The sequence below is a fragment of the Paenibacillus sp. FSL R5-0490 genome (genome assembly GCF_001956215.1).
GTDB lineage: Bacteria > Bacillota > Bacilli > Bacillales > Cytobacillaceae > Cytobacillus.
Map to the genome: position 1 here is coordinate 103,373 of NZ_MRTQ01000001.1, position 19,580 is coordinate 122,952.

Annotated in this window: 22 protein-coding genes; all 22 read left to right on the forward strand. The window is 40.2% G+C overall.

What is annotated here, in order from left to right:
• Positions 1 to 125 precede the first annotated feature (125 nt).
• The 22 genes from trmFO (at position 126) to fliY (ending at position 19,572) form a co-directional block, all read left to right on the forward strand.
• A complete protein-coding gene (gene trmFO, locus BK139_RS00480) occupies positions 126 to 1,433 on the forward strand; it encodes an FADH(2)-oxidizing methylenetetrahydrofolate--tRNA-(uracil(54)-C(5))-methyltransferase TrmFO (protein ID WP_076255762.1) in 1,308 nt (435 codons plus the stop codon).
• 63 nt (positions 1,434 to 1,496) lie between these two features.
• On the forward strand, positions 1,497 to 2,399 hold the full coding sequence (gene xerC, locus BK139_RS00485) for a tyrosine recombinase XerC (protein WP_076255764.1): 903 nt from the start codon (positions 1,497 to 1,499) through the stop codon (positions 2,397 to 2,399).
• Between the two features lie 73 nt (positions 2,400 to 2,472).
• Positions 2,473 to 3,015 (forward strand): ATP-dependent protease subunit HslV, encoded by a 543-nt coding sequence (gene hslV / locus BK139_RS00490; protein ID WP_076255766.1) that lies wholly within the window; start codon positions 2,473 to 2,475, stop codon positions 3,013 to 3,015.
• Positions 3,016 to 3,032: 17 nt separating this feature from the next.
• Complete coding sequence (hslU, locus tag BK139_RS00495) at positions 3,033 to 4,436, forward strand: ATP-dependent protease ATPase subunit HslU (protein ID WP_076255769.1); 1,404 nt, start codon at positions 3,033 to 3,035, stop codon at positions 4,434 to 4,436.
• Between the two features lie 147 nt (positions 4,437 to 4,583).
• Complete coding sequence (gene codY, locus BK139_RS00500) at positions 4,584 to 5,363, forward strand: GTP-sensing pleiotropic transcriptional regulator CodY (RefSeq protein ID WP_035328947.1); 780 nt, start codon at positions 4,584 to 4,586, stop codon at positions 5,361 to 5,363.
• A 427-nt stretch (positions 5,364 to 5,790) separates the two neighbouring features.
• Positions 5,791 to 6,186 (forward strand): flagellar basal body rod protein FlgB, encoded by a 396-nt coding sequence (gene flgB, locus BK139_RS00505; protein WP_076255771.1) that lies wholly within the window; start codon positions 5,791 to 5,793, stop codon positions 6,184 to 6,186.
• 2 nt (positions 6,187 to 6,188) lie between these two features.
• Positions 6,189 to 6,641: a flagellar basal body rod protein FlgC gene (gene flgC, locus BK139_RS00510; protein ID WP_076255772.1), complete on the forward strand. Its 453-nt coding sequence runs from the start codon at positions 6,189 to 6,191 to the stop codon at positions 6,639 to 6,641.
• A 12-nt stretch (positions 6,642 to 6,653) separates the two neighbouring features.
• On the forward strand, positions 6,654 to 6,959 hold the full coding sequence (fliE, locus tag BK139_RS00515) for a flagellar hook-basal body complex protein FliE (RefSeq protein WP_076255774.1): 306 nt from the start codon (positions 6,654 to 6,656) through the stop codon (positions 6,957 to 6,959).
• A 149-nt stretch (positions 6,960 to 7,108) separates the two neighbouring features.
• Positions 7,109 to 8,716: a flagellar basal-body MS-ring/collar protein FliF gene (gene fliF, locus BK139_RS00520; RefSeq protein ID WP_076255776.1), complete on the forward strand. Its 1,608-nt coding sequence runs from the start codon at positions 7,109 to 7,111 to the stop codon at positions 8,714 to 8,716.
• 12 nt (positions 8,717 to 8,728) lie between these two features.
• On the forward strand, positions 8,729 to 9,745 hold the full coding sequence (gene fliG / locus BK139_RS00525; RefSeq protein WP_076255777.1) for a flagellar motor switch protein FliG: 1,017 nt from the start codon (positions 8,729 to 8,731) through the stop codon (positions 9,743 to 9,745).
• Positions 9,729 to 10,514, forward strand: a complete 786-nt coding sequence (gene fliH / locus BK139_RS00530; protein ID WP_083675265.1) for a flagellar assembly protein FliH — start codon at positions 9,729 to 9,731, stop codon at positions 10,512 to 10,514. The genes fliG and fliH overlap by 17 nt, the downstream gene beginning before the upstream one ends.
• Complete coding sequence (gene fliI, locus BK139_RS00535) at positions 10,511 to 11,827, forward strand: flagellar protein export ATPase FliI (RefSeq protein ID WP_076255781.1); 1,317 nt, start codon at positions 10,511 to 10,513, stop codon at positions 11,825 to 11,827. Before fliH ends, fliI begins: the two co-directional genes overlap by 4 nt.
• 3 nt (positions 11,828 to 11,830) lie before the next feature.
• A complete protein-coding gene (fliJ, locus tag BK139_RS00540; RefSeq protein ID WP_076255783.1) occupies positions 11,831 to 12,274 on the forward strand; it encodes a flagellar export protein FliJ in 444 nt (147 codons plus the stop codon).
• Between the two features lie 8 nt (positions 12,275 to 12,282).
• On the forward strand, positions 12,283 to 12,894 hold the full coding sequence (locus BK139_RS00545) for a MotE family protein (protein ID WP_076255785.1): 612 nt from the start codon (positions 12,283 to 12,285) through the stop codon (positions 12,892 to 12,894).
• Between the two features lie 29 nt (positions 12,895 to 12,923).
• Positions 12,924 to 14,156, forward strand: a complete 1,233-nt coding sequence (locus tag BK139_RS00550; protein WP_076255787.1) for a flagellar hook-length control protein FliK — start codon at positions 12,924 to 12,926, stop codon at positions 14,154 to 14,156.
• Between the two features lie 12 nt (positions 14,157 to 14,168).
• Positions 14,169 to 14,807, forward strand: a complete 639-nt coding sequence (flgD, locus tag BK139_RS00555; RefSeq protein WP_076255789.1) for a flagellar hook assembly protein FlgD — start codon at positions 14,169 to 14,171, stop codon at positions 14,805 to 14,807.
• Positions 14,808 to 14,825: 18 nt separating this feature from the next.
• A complete protein-coding gene (locus tag BK139_RS00560; protein ID WP_076255791.1) occupies positions 14,826 to 15,212 on the forward strand; it encodes a TIGR02530 family flagellar biosynthesis protein in 387 nt (128 codons plus the stop codon).
• Positions 15,213 to 15,295: 83 nt separating this feature from the next.
• Entirely contained in the window at positions 15,296 to 16,552 is a 1,257-nt protein-coding gene (locus tag BK139_RS00565; protein WP_076255792.1) for a flagellar hook protein FlgE, read from the forward strand.
• Between the two features lie 53 nt (positions 16,553 to 16,605).
• Positions 16,606 to 16,827 carry a flagellar FlbD family protein gene (locus BK139_RS00570; RefSeq protein ID WP_076255794.1) on the forward strand — a complete coding sequence of 74 codons (222 nt, stop codon included), beginning with the start codon at positions 16,606 to 16,608 and terminating at the stop codon, positions 16,825 to 16,827.
• Positions 16,817 to 17,245: a flagellar basal body-associated protein FliL gene (gene fliL, locus BK139_RS00575; RefSeq protein WP_076255795.1), complete on the forward strand. Its 429-nt coding sequence runs from the start codon at positions 16,817 to 16,819 to the stop codon at positions 17,243 to 17,245. Before BK139_RS00570 ends, fliL begins: the two co-directional genes overlap by 11 nt.
• Before the next feature lie 40 nt (positions 17,246 to 17,285).
• Positions 17,286 to 18,284 carry a flagellar motor switch protein FliM gene (gene fliM / locus BK139_RS00580; RefSeq protein ID WP_076255797.1) on the forward strand — a complete coding sequence of 333 codons (999 nt, stop codon included), beginning with the start codon at positions 17,286 to 17,288 and terminating at the stop codon, positions 18,282 to 18,284.
• Positions 18,274 to 19,572, forward strand: coding sequence for a flagellar motor switch phosphatase FliY (gene fliY, locus BK139_RS00585; protein ID WP_076255799.1), 1,299 nt, complete (start codon positions 18,274 to 18,276; stop codon positions 19,570 to 19,572). The genes fliM and fliY overlap by 11 nt, the downstream gene beginning before the upstream one ends.
• Positions 19,573 to 19,580: the final 8 nt, after the last annotated feature.

Sequence of the window (19,580 nt, forward strand, 5' to 3'; positions counted from 1 at the left end):
TATTTTTAAATCGTATTGTAAAATGGCAAAATGAATAAGAACAGGGTAAAGTAAGAGAGACTGTTTTTAATAAATATAAATTATTCATGATATCGTCATCATAAATATATATGGAGGTTCAATTTATGAAAGATACAGCAGTGAATGTAATTGGCGCAGGATTGGCAGGCAGTGAGGCCGCTTGGCAGCTTGCCAGCAGGGGGATAAAGGTAAATTTATATGAAATGAGGCCGGTAAGGCAGACTCCTGCTCATCACACAGATAAATTTGCAGAACTTGTCTGCAGCAACTCCCTGCGTGCAAATACTTTAACAAATGCAGTCGGGGTTTTAAAAGAAGAAATGAGAAAGCTGAATTCTGTCATTATCCATTCAGCTGACAGCAGTGCAGTTCCTGCCGGTGGCGCATTGGCAGTTGACCGCCATGATTTTGCTGCCCGCGTAACCGAACAAGTCAAAAACCATCCGAACGTAACAGTAATAAACGAAGAAGTAACAGATATTCCGGAAGGGCCAACTGTTATTGCTACTGGACCGCTCACAAGTGAAGCTTTATCCGCAAAATTAAAAGAGCTGTCCGGGGAAGATTATTTATATTTTTATGATGCGGCTGCTCCAATTCTCGAAAAAGATTCAATCGATATGAATAAAGTTTATTTGAAATCACGTTATGATAAGGGAGAAGCGGCATATCTGAATTGTCCAATGACAGAAGAAGAATTTGACCGCTTTTACGAGGCTCTTACCACAGCGGAAACAGTTCCGTTAAAGGAATTTGAAAAGGAAATCTTTTTCGAGGGCTGTATGCCAATAGAAGTGATGGCAAACAGGGGGAAGAAAACCATGCTTTTCGGCCCGATGAAGCCTGTTGGATTAGAAGATCCTAAAACAGGAAAAAGGCCATATGCAGTTGTCCAGCTTCGCCAGGATGATGCAGCAGGAACTCTTTATAATATAGTAGGTTTTCAGACACATCTGAAATGGGGTCCTCAAAAAGAAGTAATCCGATTGATTCCTGGTCTTGAAAATGCTGAGATAGTAAGATATGGTGTTATGCACCGGAATACATTCATCAATTCTCCAAAAGTCCTTCGTGCAACATATCAGTTCAAGAATAGGGATGATTTATTCTTTGCAGGACAAATGACCGGAGTTGAAGGGTATGTGGAATCTGCAGCCAGCGGACTTGTGGCAGGCATCAATGCTGCAAGGCTTGTTACAGGAGAAGATCCAATAGAGTTTCCTCATGAAACGGCGATTGGAAGTATGGCTCGATATATTACTACAGCAAATCCGAAGAGTTTCCAGCCTATGAATGCTAACTTTGGATTATTCCCGGAACTTCCTGAAAAAATTAGAGGAAAAAAAGAAAGAAATGAAAAACATGCAGAAAGAGCATTAGGAACAATTCAGAACTTTATGAAAAATTTGTAAATTATGTTGCGTGCGCTGCTGAGTTGTGATACTATTTAGTAGCCCATACGAGGTGACCAATTAATGTCTGAAAATGTGAACGTTTCTTTAAAGTTGTTTATTGAATATTTACAAATAGAGAAAAATTATTCACAATATACTATTGAACATTACCAGCATGATATAAGTGAGTTCTTTATGTTCATGTCTGAACAAGCCATTTCAGATTTAACAAAAGTCGAGTATCAGGATGTCAGGATACATCTCACTAATCTTTTTGAAAGAAAGATGTCACGCAAGTCTGTTGCCAGAAAGATATCAAGTCTAAGGAGCTTTTTTAAATTTTTGCTAAGAGAAGAGATAGTCGCTGAGAATCCTTTCGCACTTGTTTCCATTCCCAAAGCACAGAAAAAGCTGCCGGAATTTTTCTATGAAGAGGAAATGAAACAGCTTTTTAATGCTTGTGAATCCAGCACTCCTCTTGGGCAAAGAAATAAAGCCCTTCTTGAATTATTATATGCAACCGGCATCCGTGTAAGTGAGTGCAGTCAAATCCGCTTAAAAGACCTGGATATGCATTTATCAACTGTTCTTGTACGGGGAAAGGGCAGCAAAGAACGATATGTTCCTTTCGGCAGCTTCGCCCAGGACGCAATTGACACATACATAAACCATGGACGTAAAGAATTGCTTGCAAATGGGAACGTGCAGGAAAATTTGTTTTTGAACGCCCGGGGCGGTCCTCTTACAGCAAGGGGAATCAGGACAATTCTTGACCGGATCATAGAGAAATCATCCTTAACAGGCAAAATTCATCCCCATATGCTTCGCCACACATTTGCGACTCATTTAATGGCTAATGGGGCTGACATGAGAACGGTCCAGGAATTGCTGGGACACGCATTTCTTTCTTCGACCCAGGTATATACACATGTTACGAATGAATACTTGAAAAAAACGTATATGGCCCATCATCCGCGGGCGTAGCGGAAAAACAGCCATTATCGAATAGTCTGCAGAAAAAAATCAAAGGCAATATGCTCCAAAGGAGGAGTCTTTCATGTCCGAATTTCATGCAACAACAATATTTGCTGTGCATCATAATGGAGAATGTGCAATGTCTGGCGACGGCCAGGTTACCTTTGGAAATGCAGTTGTAATGAAACACACTGCAAGAAAAGTCAGAAAGCTTTTTAACGGGAAGGTGCTTGCTGGATTTGCAGGCTCAGTAGCTGATGCTTTTACGTTATTCGAAATGTTTGAAGGAAAGCTTGAAGAGTATAATGGCAACCTTGAGAGAGCAGCTGTGGAGCTTGCAAAAGAATGGAGAAGCGACAAGGTTTTGCGCAAGCTTGAAGCAATGCTTATCGTTATGAACAAGGATAGTCTGCTGCTTATCTCAGGTACAGGTGAAGTTATCGAGCCGGATGATGGAATTCTGGCTATTGGATCAGGAGGCAATTATGCTCTGGCAGCAGGACGTTCTTTAAAAAGGTTCGCAGGCGAACACTTGTCAGCAAGAGAAATTGCCAAGGCCTCACTTGAAATGGCTGCCGAAATATGTGTATATACAAACCACAATATTATTGTGGAAGAACTCTAATAAAGGAGTGCTGTTGAATGGGTAAAGGAACAAGCTTAACTCCGCGCCAAATTGTTGAGCGCTTGGATCAATATATTATCGGTCAAAAGGATGCAAAAAAAGCGGTTGCTATAGCTCTTCGAAATCGTTATCGCCGCAGCTTGCTGGAAGAAAAATTGCGGGAAGAAGTAAATCCTAAAAATATATTGATGATCGGGCCAACTGGTGTTGGAAAAACTGAAATAGCGCGCAGAATGGCTAAATTGGTGGGCGCACCATTTGTAAAAGTGGAGGCAACCAAATTCACTGAAGTAGGATATGTGGGCAGGGATGTTGAATCCATGGTCAGAGATCTTGTGGAAACATCCGTCCGTCTGGTAAAAGAAGAGAAGATGGCCAGTGTAAGGGAAAGAGCAGAAGAAAGTGCCAACCGCCGCATACTTGAACTGCTTGTGCCTGGTGCCAAAAAGGCCGCTAATTATAAAAATCCACTTGAAATGCTATTTGGCGGAGGTAATGATCAGCAGCAGGATACGAATCAGACAGAAGATTTAAATCTTCAGGAAAAGCGCAAGATTGTAAAAGAAAAGCTTGCACTTGGCGAATTGGAAAATGAAGTGATTACCGTTGAGGTGGAAGAGCAGCAGCCTTCCATGTTTGACATGCTGCAGGGCTCTGGGATGGAGCAAATGGGCATGAATATGCAGGATGCCCTCAGCAGCCTTATGCCAAAGAAAAGGAAAAAGAGAAAACTGACTGTAAGGGAAGCCAGAAAGATCCTGACAAATGAAGAAGCCCAAAAGCTGATTGATATGGATGAAGTCAGCCAGGAGGCTGTATTCCGTGCTGAACAGTCAGGAATAATATTCATTGATGAGATCGATAAAATTGCCAGCAAAAACAGCGGCGGTTCATCAGCAGATGTCTCAAGGGAAGGGGTTCAAAGAGATATTTTGCCGGTGGTAGAAGGTTCAACAGTAGTAACCAAATACGGTTCTGTTAAAACGGATCATGTATTGTTTATTGCTGCGGGTGCTTTCCATATGGCTAAGCCCTCTGACCTTATTCCTGAATTACAGGGACGTTTTCCGATTCGTGTCGAGCTTACAAAGCTAACGGTAGAAGACTTCTACAAAATACTTGTGGAGCCCGATAATGCCTTAATTAAACAATATGAAGCATTATTGGTAACTGAAGGTATACAAATTGAATTTTCTGACGATGCTATTCGTAGGATTGCTCAATTTGCTTTCGAAGTTAATCAAAATACAGATAATATCGGTGCAAGGCGTCTTCATACAATCATGGAAAAGCTGCTCGAAGATTTATCGTTTGAAGCACCGGACATCACCATGGAAAAAATCACGATTACCCCTCAGTATGTTGAGGAAAAGCTCGGAGCCATATCCCGCAATAAGGATTTAAGCCAGTTTATTCTGTGATCTCATAGTTTAAAGATTAAGGACAGAGGGTAACGGAAAGTGAATCCTGAAAAAAGTAAAATTACTTTTGATTCAAACAGAAGCAATTAGATATCTAATTTTAACAAAATATATGTTTATGGGTTGCAGCAAATAGGAGGAAATACAATGGATTTATTAACAAAAACAAGAAAAATTAATGCAATGCTTCAAAGGGCAGCCGGAAAGCCGGTTAACTTCAAAGAAATGTCAGAAACACTTAGTGATGTAATCGAAGCAAATATCTTCGTAGTAAGCCGCAGGGGCAAACTGCTTGGATTTGCAGTAAACCAGCAAATCGAGAATGAACGCATGAAGCAAATGCTTGAAGATCGTCAGTTCCCTGAGGAATATACGAAAAACTTATTTAACATCCAGGAAACTTCATCAAACCTGGATATGGAAAGCGAATATACTGCATTCCCAGTTGAAAACAAGGACCTTTTTGCAAGTGGTTTGACTACAATTGTTCCAATCATTGGCGGCGGTGAGCGTCTCGGCACACTTATTCTTGCGAGATTGCAGGAACAGTTCCATGATGATGATTTAATTCTTGCTGAATATGGTGCTACTGTAGTTGGCATGGAAATTCTGCGTGAAAAAGCGGAAGAAATTGAAGAAGAAGCGCGCAGCAAAGCTGTTGTGCAAATGGCAATCAGTTCTCTTTCTTACAGCGAGCTTGAAGCGATCGAGCATATTTTCGAAGAGCTTAACGGCAACGAAGGACTTCTTGTTGCGTCAAAAATTGCTGATCGTGTAGGAATTACCCGCTCTGTAATCGTAAATGCCCTAAGAAAACTGGAAAGTGCAGGAGTTATTGAGTCCCGTTCTTTAGGAATGAAGGGTACGTATATTAAAGTCCTAAATGATAAGTTCCTGGTTGAATTGGAAAAGCTTAAATCCAACTAATATAATCTGAAACCCGTCCCTCAGTGGCGGGTTTTTTTGTTACAAAATTATTACGAATAAATTTGGTAAATTTATGTAATTAAAACAAAATTTATAAGTTCATTAGTCATAGATAACCTAATCATAAAGTGTAATATTAAAAAAAATAGTAAAAAAGAACTATTGAAGGAGATGTAAGGAAAAATCAGAAAGGATAAAGGATATAGTAATTATGGTAATTATTACAAAAATACTTATATAACTTTCAGCATATTTAAAAGATTTGTCGAAAATAGGTCGAAAGAATCACTAATTTTAACCTTAAGTACATAGACATATTATTTCATATTCATTACAATAATGTTTATGATGACATATTTTGTCCATTATCACCAAAATTCTACAATAATTACCATGTAAAAATTGTTTTTAATACGAGGTGTTATGATTGAAGCTGTTTTCCGGTACTATATCTACATTAGAACAAGCACTGAACTATTCTTCGCTTAAACAAAAAGTAATATCACAAAATATTGCAAATGCAGATACTCCAAACTATAAAGCAAAAGATGCCAGCTTTAAAGCTGCTTTCAAAAACGCTTTAAATGATTCAATGGAAGCAAAAAAAAGTGACTACAGACATTACGATTTTAAAAATGGTTCATCCTCAGGGCAAGGTATAGTGACAAAACCTGATACTTCTTACAATCATAATGGCAATAGCGTTGATTTAGATAAGGAAATGGCGGAACTGGCTACAAATCAGATTTACTATAATGCAGTTATTGAACGGGTAAGCGGTAAGTTTTCCAGTCTGCAGAATGTATTGCGGGGAGGCAAATAGTAATGTCTATGTTTCATAGTATGAATAACACTGCATCGGCACTAACTGCCCAAAGGCTCCGTATGGATGTAATTTCTTCTAATATGGCCAATGCAGATTCTACAAGAAGTATAAATGGAGATGGACCCTACAGAAGGAAGTCGGTAGTACTGGAACCGAGAGAAGGACAATTTTCCTCTTTTTTAAATATGGCCATGAGCCAAAAAGGAGGTAGTTCTGCAGGGAATGGAGTAAAGGTGTCAAGAATTGTAGAAGATCGGGTGACCCCAACTAAAATGGTTTATGATCCTTCCCATGTTGATGCTAATGAAGATGGATATGTTGAAATGCCCAATGTGGACCCTTTGAGAGAAATGACAGATCTTATTAGTGCAACAAGATCCTATGAAGCAAATGTAACGGTTTTTAATGCCTCTAAAGGCATGATGATGAAAGCTTTGGAAATCGGCAAATAAGGAGAACCTTAAATGAATAATGTAACTTTTATGCCAGTAAATGCTATAAAGCCTGCTGAAAATCAAAAGACTCATACGTATACATCATTCGATGCTCAGCAGAGTTTTTCGTCGGTCTTAAAGCAATCAATTGAAAACATCAATAATGCACAGATTCAGTCAGATGTTATGACTGAAAAACTTGCTAGGGGAGAAAATATTGATCTTCACCAGGTGATGATTACATCTCAAAAAGCGAGCATTACAATGCAGGCTGCACTGGAAATTAGAAATAAAGTTATTGAAGCTTATCAGGAAGCTATGAGAATGCAGGTTTAATAATACAGCTGTTTCATTGAAAAAACTTAGGAATTGAAAGAATCCGCTGATTGGTGGGGTTTTTTCAATTTTTTAATGAAGGAAATTGATTAAAGCTAAAAACTAGTTATGGCGGTTATTAGCTAAGACAGAATAACCGGAGGATTGTGATGAAAGAGACGCTGCAGAGATATATAAGCAAATTGAAAGAGTACTGGGGAAGCAGGTCAAAAAAACAAAAGACAATTATGATTAGTGCAGCTGCAATATGTATACTGCTGATTGCAGCTGCAGCTATCTTTAGTACCAGGACCAATCTCGTTCCTCTATACAGCAACCTGACACCTTCAGAAACTGGAACGATAAAAGAAAGTCTCGATACTAGAGGAATTGTATCAGAAATAGCAGATGGCGGAACTACAATTAAAGTACCTGAAGAGTCAGTAGATACCCTGAAAGTAGAACTGGCAGCAGAAGGAATTCCGAAATCAGGAAGCATTGATTATTCATTTTTCAGCCAAAATGCAGGGATTGGCATGACAGAAAACGAGTTCAATGTTCTAAAGCTGGAAGCAATGCAGACTGAGCTTGCGAATTTGATGAAAGGGATCGATGGAGTCAATGATGCCAAGGTAATGATTAACCTCCCGGCGAAAGGCATCTTTGTAAATGATCCTTCAGAGGAAGCCTCCGCATCTATTGTCCTTAACACAAAACCAGGTCATCAGTTTGAAGAATCGCAAATTCAGGCGCTTTATCACCTGGCTGCGAAAAGTGTACCAAACCTTCCCACTGATAATATCGTCATTACCAACCAGTTTTTTGAGTATTTTGATTTAAAAAATGAACAAAATTCTTCTCCTGAAAGCACTTTTGCGGCACAGCATGAAATCAAAAAAGAAATTGAGCGTGATGTACAGCGCCAGGTACAGAATATGCTGGGCACTTTAATGGGACAGGATAAGGTGGTTGTATCCGTAACTGCCGATATTGACTTTACCCAGGAAAACAGGGAAGAAAACCTGGTTACGCCTGTTGATGAAGAAAATATGGAAGGTATAGCGATCAGTGCTCAAAAGATTACGGAAACGTTTACTGGAAACGGTGATGCTGCAGGCGGATTTACTCCGGCTGGAGGCAATGATGAACCTGCGGGCACTGACGCTGCTACTTATCAGGAAAGCGGAAATTCCAACGGGGATTATGAACGAATAGAAGAGACTATTAATAATGAAGTAAATAAAATCCGCAAAGAGATCGTTGAAAGCCCATATAAAGTCAGAGACCTGGGCATTCAGGTAATGGTGGAACCGCCGACAGCGGATGACCCTGCATCGCTTCCGCAAGAGAGAATTAATGATATTACTCAAATTCTTGGAACTGTAGTCCGCACGACAATTAATAAGGATGCGGCAGCTGATGCAGAATTAACAGATGAGGCAATTCAGGATAAAATTGTCGTTTCAGTACAGCCATTCAACGGTAAAGTTGAGTTCCCTGATCAGGCAAGCACCAGCATTCCCTGGTGGATTTATGCAATCGGGGGAGTATTGCTTATTATCATTGCTCTATTAATCTTCCTTTTTGCCAAAGCCAGAAAGAAGCAGAAACAAGAAGAAGAGATTGAATTACAGGAACCAGAGACATTCAACCTTCCGGATGTTAATGACGAGCATGAAACAGAAAGTACAATGAGGCGCAAACAGCTGGAGAAAATGGCAAAGGAAAAGCCTGAAGACTTTGCGAAGCTTCTTCGCACATGGATCGCAGAAGATTAAGGAGGATAAAAAATGCCAAAAAAAGAACAAAGAGAACTCACAGGTAAGCAAAAAGCGGCTATTCTTCTTATTTCTCTTGGTCCTGATGTTGCATCCTCTGTTTATAAACACCTAAGCGAGGAAGAAATTGAAAAATTGACCCTGGAGATCTCAGGAGTCCGAAAAGTTGATTCGGTTGCAAAAGAAGAAATTCTCGAAGAATTCCATCAAATTGCCCTTGCGCAGGATTATATTACGCAGGGAGGAATTGGATATGCAAAAACAGTTCTGGAAAAAGCACTCGGTACAGAGCAGGCTTCAGCTATTATTAACAGATTGACGTCTTCTCTGCAGGTAAGGCCATTCGATTTCGCCAGAAAAGCAGATCCGGCACAAATCCTGAATTTTATTCAGAATGAACATCCGCAAACGATCTCCTTGATATTATCTTATCTAGATCCAGCACAGGCAGGGCAAATTCTGTCAGAGCTGCCGCAGGAAATGCAGGCGGATATTGCAAGAAGGATTGCTGTTATGGATAGTACATCTCCTGAGATTATTAATGAAGTTGAACAGATTCTTGAAAGAAAGCTGTCTTCTACTGTAACTCAGGATTATACTCAGACCGGCGGCATCGAGTCTGTGGTAGATGTTCTTAATGGAGTTGATCGTGCAACAGAAAGGACTATTCTGGATGCACTGGAGATTCAGGATCCGGAGCTTGCTGAAGAAATTAAGAAGAGGATGTTTGTGTTTGAAGACATCGTTACTCTTGACAGTCGCGCTATACAGCGTGTTATCCGGGATTGTGAAAGTGAAGACCTTATGCTTTCACTCAAGGTATCCAGTGAAGAAGTTAAAGGAATTGTCTTTAAAAACATGTCTTCCAGAATGGTTGAAACCTTTAAGGATGAAATGGAATACATGGGTCCTGTGAGATTAAGAGATGTTGAAGAAGCTCAATCAAGAATAGTTGGCATAATAAGAAGACTGGAAGAATCAGGGGAGATCATCGTCGCTCGCGGCGGAGGAGATGATATTATTGTCTAGGCTAATAAAATCATACTCTCCCGCAGTGCCAAAAGAAGAAAAGAAAGTCATTTCGATCAGACTGCTGCAAAGTAATTCAAATCACAAAGAAGAGACAGTGGAGCAGAGTGCTGCGAGTCCCCATGAAGAGCTTCAAGCTATGCTGAACAGTGCCCGTGAGGAAGCTGAGAGGATTCTAAACGCTGCAAGAATAGATTCTGAAAATGTGGCCCGGCAAATGGACGAACAACGCATGGCGCTTGAACAGGAAAAACAAAAAATATTTGAAGAAGCCAGAATACAAGGGTTTGCTGCTGGAGCTGATGAAGGCAGACAAAGCGGTCTCAGGGAATACAGTGAACTGATTCATATGGCAAGAGAAGTTGTAAACACAGCCAAACATGATTATCAGCAGCACATCGAATCATCTGAACGGACCATACTGAACCTCGGATTAAAGGTTGCAGGGAAAATACTCAGCGAAGTTCTTGAACAGAATAGTGACCAATTCCTTTCTATAGTAAAAAGGGCTTTAAAAGAAGCGAGAGAATATACTGAGATTCAGCTTCATGTACACCCAATGCACTATGATTTGCTTTTGTCTCATAAGGAAGAACTAATCCGGGTATTTCCTAAAGAGACAGATTTATATATTTATCCGGATGAGGAACTAAGTAATACAAGCTGCATAATTGAATCAGCCAACGGACGAATTGAAGCCAGTGTTGACAGCCAGCTTGAAGAAATAAAAAGAAAACTCTTTGAGATGCTGGAGAGTGAACCAAATTGAAACTTGAACAGCTGATCAGCGAGATAGAAAAAATTGATAGCTTTAAGCGTTTTGGCAGAGTAAAAAGAGTAGTGGGTCTGATGATTGAGTCCCAAGGCCCGGAAAGTTCTATTGGGGATGTATGCATTATTCATATCGGCAAAGGACGCACAAGAAAGATCCAGGCGGAAGTAGTCGGATTTAAGAATGAGAATGTGATACTTATGCCTTATACAGATGTACAGGATATTTCACCAGGCTCTCTTGTCGAGACAACCTCGAGACCTCTTGAGGTGAAGATAGGCCCGGCTCTAATTGGACAAGCAATAGATTCACTGGGACAGCCTCTCGACGGGTCCTTGCTGCCAAAAGGGCTGACGCCAGTCCTAACGGAACAAACTCCTCCTAATCCTCTGAAAAGACCGCCGATTTCTGAACCTATTGAAGTAGGTGTAAGAATGATCGACAGTCTGCTGACTGTAGGAAACGGACAGCGGGTCGGGATATTTGCAGGTAGCGGAGTTGGGAAGAGCACTCTTCTTGGAATGATAGCCCGCAATACTAATGCAGATCTAAATGTGATTGCCCTTATTGGCGAGAGGGGCAGAGAGGTCAGGGAGTTTATTGAGAGGGACCTGGGGCCGGAAGGTTTGAGAAGATCCATAGTGGTTGTCGCTACGTCTGACCAGCCGGCACTCATGAGAATTAAAGGGGCATACACAGCCACAGCAATTGCTGAATATTTCAGGGACAAAGGCTTAAATGTCATGTTAATGATGGATTCAGTAACCAGGGTGGCAATGGCTCAGCGGGAAGTCGGTCTTGCAGTCGGAGAACCGCCAACAACTAAAGGGTATACGCCATCTGTTTTTGCTGTATTGCCTAAGCTTCTTGAAAGAACAGGTACAAACGAATACGGCTCTATAACGGCATTTTATACCGTACTGGTGGACGGGGACGATATGAATGAGCCAATCGCGGATACAGTCAGGGGAATATTGGATGGACACTTTGTTCTTGACCGGTCATTAGCGAACAAGGGACAGTATCCAGCTATTAATGTATTGAAAAGTGTAAGCCGTGTAATGAATCATATAGCAGATGCATCTCATGTTAAATCAGCTGAAAAGGTAAGAGAAATGCTGAGCACATATATCAATGCAGAGGATTTAATTAATATTGGAGCCTACAAACGCGGCTCATCGATGGAAATAGATGAAGCTATACGATTATATCCTTCGATCATCTCTTTTTTGAAACAAGAAACGAACGAAAAAATTTCTATCTTGGAAAGCGTTGGCCAATTAAAGGGATTAGCTGGAAAAGGGGAATAATAAATGCAGTACCAATTTAAATTCAATAAAATCCTGACGATTAAAGAAAGAGAAAAAGATCAGGCATTTGATGTATATAATCAGGCTGTAAAACGATTTGAAGAAACTGCAAAGAAACTGTACGATCTGCTGAAAAAGAAAGAAGATCTGGAAGAATATCAGCAATCAAGACTGGCTGAAGGACTTCCGGTTCAGGAAATCAGGCATCACCAGCATTTTGTGAGCAGCATTGAGAAAACAATTGACCATTATCAAAAGATGGTCGCAAATGCAAGAAGCCAAATGAATTTCCAGCAGGAAAAACTAATGGAAAAAAATATTGAAGTAAAGAAATTTGAAAAAATTCAAGAAAAAGATTTAGCAGGATTTTTGGAAAGCATGAAGCAAGCAGAAGGAAGGCAAATGGATGATATCTCGATTCAGCTGTATATGAATCGGGGAAATTAGGTGGTTAAATGGAAAAAATACCAGAAAAGCAAGAGACACGCAAAACTAGCCGGTTTCAATGGTTTATATTTGCTTTCTTAATCCCGATCCTGTTCGTAATAACTGTAGCCCTGCTGGTTTTCACGCTATCAGGAAACAATATTTTTGAAACAGCCAAAAAATATAGCCAGGAAGTGCCATTTTTAGCTACGGTGTTTGATGATAAGAAGTCCCGTTCACAGGAAGTAATGGAAGAGCAGCTCATCGGACTGCAGGCAGAAGTTAAAGATCGTGAAGCAAGAATATCTCAGCTGGAAAGCGAGCTTGACAGCAAAGAGCTGGAAATAGAAAGAGCAGGGCTCGAAAAGCAAAGGCTGGAGGAAGAAATCAGCGAGCTTACGGCTATAAAGGAAGAGAACAAGCGGGCCTTTAAAGATATCGTAAAGACTTATGAAAATATTTCTGCTAAAAAAGCAGCACCCATTCTAACTGAGATGAAGGATGAAGAAGCTGTAAAAATATTATCAAATGTTAATTCTGACGCGCTGGCTGCCATTATGGAGAAGATGAACCCGGAAGATGCCGCTCGATATACAGCACTCCTGACGGCAGCCAAAGAAAAAAGCGGATCGGATGATTAACACCAAGTTTTGAGAGGAGGTGAAACTAAGTGGAAATTGGAGGATTGGGATTTATTCAGTCACAATATTCATCCGAAGATAAAGTATCTCTGCAGGATGCATCCAGCAGTGGTTTTGGAAGTCTTTTCTCCGCTTTAACCGGAACCGCTAAAGCTCAAGGAGAAAGCTTAACTTCTGCTGCAGATGAGAATAGGATTGAACAGTTACAGGAAATAATTAAATTTCTTAAAGTAAGTGAGATCTCTGAAATAGAAAATGGAAGCGAGCTGCTAGGGAAGAATTCCTTTCAAAATGGAACTGACATCATTGAAATCATTTCAGAGCAGCTGGATCTTTCACAGGAAGAATTGGTGCAAATGCTTGAAGGTTTTATTGGACATGTTCTTCCGGAAGTAAAGCGTAAGGATGTATATCCTGAAGAAGATATAGATGCAGAAAATAAAATCAGTTTACTAATTTCTGCAATATCAAATCATAAGATAAGCATCAACTTGGAGGGCAAAGATCTTAGCGGGGCATTAAAGGTTCTGAAATTGTATGAATTGCTTTCTTCGAAACAAGACTTTCACACTAGTAAATTAAATCTGAAAGATTTCCTGAAAGATGTTCAAGTGAAAATTGAGAGTCTGCTAAACAATAGAGAGGGTATTTTACAGAAAATTGTTACCCCGCTCGCAAGCGAATTAAACTCTTTAAAACAACAAAAGAATGCTGCTAATGAACCTGCGGGTCAGACTGCCGCTAAAATTGTTCACAGAGCAGAAACTGGTTTACAGGGATTTATTCAGGTTCAAACCTTTTCTAAACCTGAACAGATGTCTCTCTTAAATCCACAGGGAAAGACAGTAAGTGCAGACCAGATTATGCAGCAATTTGAAAACATATTATCCCGGAGCAGCTTCCTTAAAACGGGAGGGACACAAAAGCTATTTATTAAGCTTAACCCTGACCATCTTGGAGCGCTGCGTATAGAGCTTATTCAAAAGGACTCTGCGATGATTGCCAGGATACTTACTTCCTCTGGAGCAGCAAAAGAAATTCTGGATTCACATATTAACGGATTGAAGCAGGCCTTTAGTTCACAAAGTATCCAGATAGAGAGAATAGAAATCTCTCAGCAAATGACACAGCAGGATCGGGCCTTCAACAAAGATCCTCAGCAGCAGGAACAGAGGCAGCAGCAGAATAAGGATGATAATACGCAGCCTGAGAGAGAATTTAACAGCTCTTTTGAAGAAGCACTTCTTAATACAGAAGCATAGGAGTGATAGTAAATGGCAAATACAATAGATTCTTCCTTAATGCTATCAAACTACCAAAGCCAAACTCGAAAAACCGGCTCAGATATATTAGGCAAAGATGATTTTCTGAAAATTCTAATGACACAGCTGCAAAACCAGGATCCCATGAATCCGATGCAGGACAAAGACTTCATTGCGCAAATGGCAACATTCTCGTCTTTGGAGCAGATGACCAATATGAATAAGACGATGGAGAAGTTTGTACAAGCCAATGAGCAAAATCAATTAATTTCATACAATCAATTTGTTGGGAAGAATGTTACATGGCATAAATTGAAAGAATCAGATGATCCAGCTAAGCCGCCAACTATTGAAGAGGGGAATGGCAAAGTAGCTTCTATTCTATTTAAGGACAGCAGTGTCCTCTTTATCTTAGAAGATGGAACCAAGCTGGAACCTGCAAATATATCAGAGGTTAAAGAAGCATCTAATGATAGTCATGTACAGCAGGCCAGTATGATGATAGGCAAAAAGGTTACTTTTCTGAATGCTGACGAAAAGGAAGATTCTTCTATAATCAAGTCAGTTTCTTTTAGAGATGGCAAGACACTTTTCCAATTGGAAGATGGCAAAATGAGCATAACAGCGTCTCAAATAATCGGTGTTGAATAAACAAAGGAGTGTGATTGGATGGATAAGTTGATGTTTCGTCCGATCCATACCCAGAATGCAGTCACCAAACAGGCTAGCACTGTTCATTTACCAAACAAGGTGCAAAATGGTTTTTCAAATCATTTGCAGACTGCCCTGGAAAATAACTGCAAACTAATTGTCAGTAAACATGCAGAACAGCGGATGAACCAAAGAGGCATAGAAATTACAAGTGAACGCTGGCATCAAATTGAAAATAAAATGCGTGAAGCAAAAAAGCTGGGTGTAAATGAATCGCTTGTATTACTGAAAGATGCTGCACTTGTTGTAAGCGCCAAAAACAATACAGTAATAACTGCTATGGATAGACAAGAAGCAGGTACTCAAATATTCACCAACATTAATGGAACTATTATTCTTGATTAAATTAACAAGGCTGGACCTTTATAAAGGAAGCCTGGGCTGCGGAATGACAGAAGCTGCCAATAATGAGAGGAGCAATTTAAGATATGCTACGTTCTATGTACTCAGGAATAAGCGGTATGAAAAACTTCCAAACGAAGCTTGATGTTATTGGAAATAATATTGCGAATGTAAACACATTCGGCTACAAAAAGGGCCGTGTAACTTTTAAAGATACGATGAACCAGACAATTTCCGGAGCAAGTGCCGCCCAGGATAATCGCGGTGGTAAAAACCCGATGCAGGTTGGACTGGGTTCGACGATTGCTACGATTGATACGATTCATACGCAATCTAGTTTGCAAACTACTGGACGATCACTTGATCTTGCTATTTCCGGTGATGGATATTTTGTTGTAAAACAAGGGGATGCACAATTTTTTACCAGAGCAGGAAATCTTTATTTAGATGATAATGGAACTTTAGTTAATGGCGATGGTATGAAAGTTCAAGCTTATGAAGTTGATCCTGCTACCGGGAAATCAACTGGTCAAATTGGCGATGTTTCAGTGAATGTTAATGCTTTATTACCTGCTGTAAAAACGGACAAAATAACATTTTCTGAAAACTTAGCTGCAAATTCTAATAATGGTTCTATCTTTACTCAACAAATAAAGATTGTTGATGAGCTTGGAGAAGAAAGATCAGTAGAGGTTCATTTTAAAAAGACAACTACAAGCAATCAATGGGAATTATTTATTAATAAAGATCCTAATGGTGCCGGTGTTACTCCTGATCACACATTAACTTTTGTAAATGGTAAAATAAATGCTGCTAATGCTCTTGTTACAGGTAAGTCGATAAGTATTCCTTCAGGTATAAATGATGACCCAAGTACTGCTGCTGCTGATGAAAGTGTTAAGAATATAACAGTAAGTTTTGATTTTAGTAATTTAACACAGAAAAATGGGACAACTACTGCTTTAGTAAATCCTAATGGAAACACAGAAGGTGCTTTAGAAAGCTTTAATATCGGTGCTCTTGGAGAGATTAATGGTGTATATTCTAATGGTCTAGTTGTGACTTTAGGTCAATTAGCATTAGCTAAATTCAGCAATCCATCAGGTCTAACCAAAGCTGGCAACAATTTATTCCAGGAATCTATTAACTCTGGTACAGCAAATATCAATGTAGCAGGTGATGGACGTGGCTCAATCGCTTCCGGCTCCCTGGAAATGTCCAATGTAGACCTGTCAGAAGAATTCACTGAAATGATCACAGCGCAGCGCGGATTCCAGGCAAACACCCGCATCATAACAACATCTGATGAAATCCTGCAGGAGCTTGTTAATTTAAAACGTTAATCTAAAGGAGGGTCAGGGCTGAAGGTACAGGATCTTTAGCCCTGAAAAAAACATTGATTAAAGTATCTCGCCTGAACGGCAAAACTTTTGTATTGAATGCTTTGTACATAGAAACAGTAGAGTCTTTTCCAGATACTACAATTACGCTCACGAATGGGAAGAAGTATGTTGTAAAGGAATCTGAAGATCGAGTCATGCAATCGATTATTAAATTTTATCAATCTGTTAATCTACTGGGGCAGCAGCTGGCGGAGGGGAATGAAAATGAAGAATAATAAGCTATTAATGATTATGTTAATGATGCTTGTAGCGATCACGCTTGTAGGAGCTATTGCCCTGGTGATTGTGATGAAATTTACGGATGATGATGGTTCAAATGAGCCAGACATAGATGAAGTTCTGGAGGCCTCTGTTGATATTCCGCAGGTAACAGCTAATTTAGCGAGTGATGATTATATCAGGATTTCTTTTAAAATTCAGACTGAAAACAAAAAAGCAAAAGAGGAATTGCAAAAAAGAGATTTTCAGGTGAAAAATCTCATCATTCAGGAATTGTCCGAAATGAAAGCAGAGGATATACAGGGGAAAGAAGGCCAAATCAAGCTGCAGGAAGATTTAAAAACCAAGATTAACGGTTTAATGCAAGAAGGAAAGATCGTTCAGGTGTACATTACCGAATCTCTCCTCCAGTGATAACCAAATAATTAACTGCATTAGATGGAGGTGAAGATTCATGTCAGGTGAGGTTTTATCGCAGAGCGAGATTGATGCCCTGCTTTCGGCTCTCTCTACCGGAGAAATGGATGCAGATGAGCTGAAAAAGGAACAAACTGAGAAAAAAGTAAAAGTTTATGATTTTAAAAGAGCATTAAGATTTTCTAAAGATCAAATACGAAGTTTAACGAGAATTCATGAGAATTTTGCCCGGCTTTTAACTACCTTTTTTTCTGCGCAGCTAAGGACCTATGTGCAGATTTCGGTTGCTTCTGCGGACCAGATACCATATGAAGAATTTATCCGGTCCATACCGAAAATGACCATATTGAATGTAATTGAAGTGCCCCCTCTGGATGGAAGAATTCTCATGGAAGTGAACCCGAACGTGGCCTATGCCATGATGGACAGGCTGATGGGCGGCAGAGGAACAAGCATCAATAAAATTGATAATTTAACAGAAATTGAAACAAAAATCATGTCAGCTACATTTGAAAGGGCTTTTGAAAACTTAAGGGAAGCCTGGAGTACAATCGCTGACATTGATCCGATATTATTTGATTTTGAGGTAAATCCGCAATTTCTGCAAATGGTCTCTCCAAATGAAACAGTTGTCGTGATCTCACTAAATACGATCATTGGGGAAACGAGCGGAATGATTAATATATGTATCCCTCACGTTGTTCTTGAGCCCATTATTCCTAAGCTGTCTGTACATTATTGGATGCAGACGGACAAAAAGGAAAGGGAGCCGGAGGTCATTGCCCGGCTGGAACGAAACATTCAGAAAGCGGAAGTTCCGGTCATATGTGAACTCGGCAGTTCTGACATAGCCATTCAGGATTTCTTAACACTCGATATTGGAGATGTCATTGAGTTAAACCAGGGGATTGACCAGGCGCTTACAATAAAAGTCGGCAATATCCCAAAATTCATCGGGCAGCCCGGAAAAATGAATAAAAAAATGGCAGTGCAAATTTTAGACACTGTGAAAGGGGGAGATGAGGATGATGAGTGATGATATGCTTTCGCAAGATGAAATTGATGCTCTATTAAGGGGAGCAGCTGACGACAGCGACGAAACGGAAAGTTATAATGAGGCATTTTTTCAAACAGAAGATTATTTATCCCATATGGAGCAGGATGCATTAGGTGAAATCGGCAATATCTCTTTTGGAAGCTCTGCAACAGCATTGTCTACTTTGTTAAATCAAAAAGTTGATATCACAACACCTGCTGTATCAGTTGTTTTGCGCAAAAAATTAGCTGATGAATTCCCGCATCCTTATGTAGCAATTCAGGTGAGTTATACGGAAGGTTTCTTTGGAAGCAACCTGCTTGTAATACAGCAATCAGATGCAGCCATCATTGCTGACTTAATGCTTGGGGGCGACGGAACCAGCCCGGCTGACCTACTGGGAGAAATTCAGTTAAGCGCTGTTCAGGAGGCAATGAACCAGATGATGGGTTCTGCAGCCACTTCGATGTCAACCATTTTTGGTAAAAAGGTAGATATTTCACCGCCGGCAATCGACATCCTTGATTTGCCTCAGGGAGAAGGTGCCGAACGAGTCCCGGCTGATGAAATGCTTGTAAGGATTTCGTTCCGATTAAAAATTGGCAGTCTGATTGACTCGAATATTATGCAGCTGCTTCCTTTGGAATTTGGCAAAAGCCTAGTAAATGAATTATTAAATCCGGGTCAGAATCTTCCAGAAAATAGCGCTGTAACTGAAGAGAAGCCAGTGGCGCAAACACAGCCCGATTATCAGGAAAGTCAGCTTTCGTATGATCATAAACCTGAAGTACACACAGGCGGATTAGATCAGCCATACACTCAAACGAGTTATTCCGGAGAGCAGCCGACATATTCGCAGCCGGTTATGGGTCAGGCATCAAACCCTCAAAGCTATCCACCTGCTCAAAACCAGGCTCAGCATTCAGGACCGCAGCATTTCGGAGGCTCTTATGCAAATGGAGTGCAGCCGAATGTACAGCCCGCAGCCTTTTCGAGTTTTGAACCATACCATATGCAAGAGACTGAAACAAAAAATTTGGATATGCTTTTGGATATTCCTCTTCAGGTAACGGTCGAGCTGGGAAGAACCAAACGTTCCGTAAAGGAGATTCTTGAATTGTCTTCCGGTTCAATTATAGAACTGGATAAACTGGCAGGTGAACCTGTTGATATTCTGGTGAATAACCGGTTAATTGCGCAGGGAGAAGTGGTTGTCATTGATGAAAACTTTGGTGTGAGAGTTACAGATATTATCAGCCAGAGTGACCGAATAAAAAAATTAAGATAAAAAGTGGG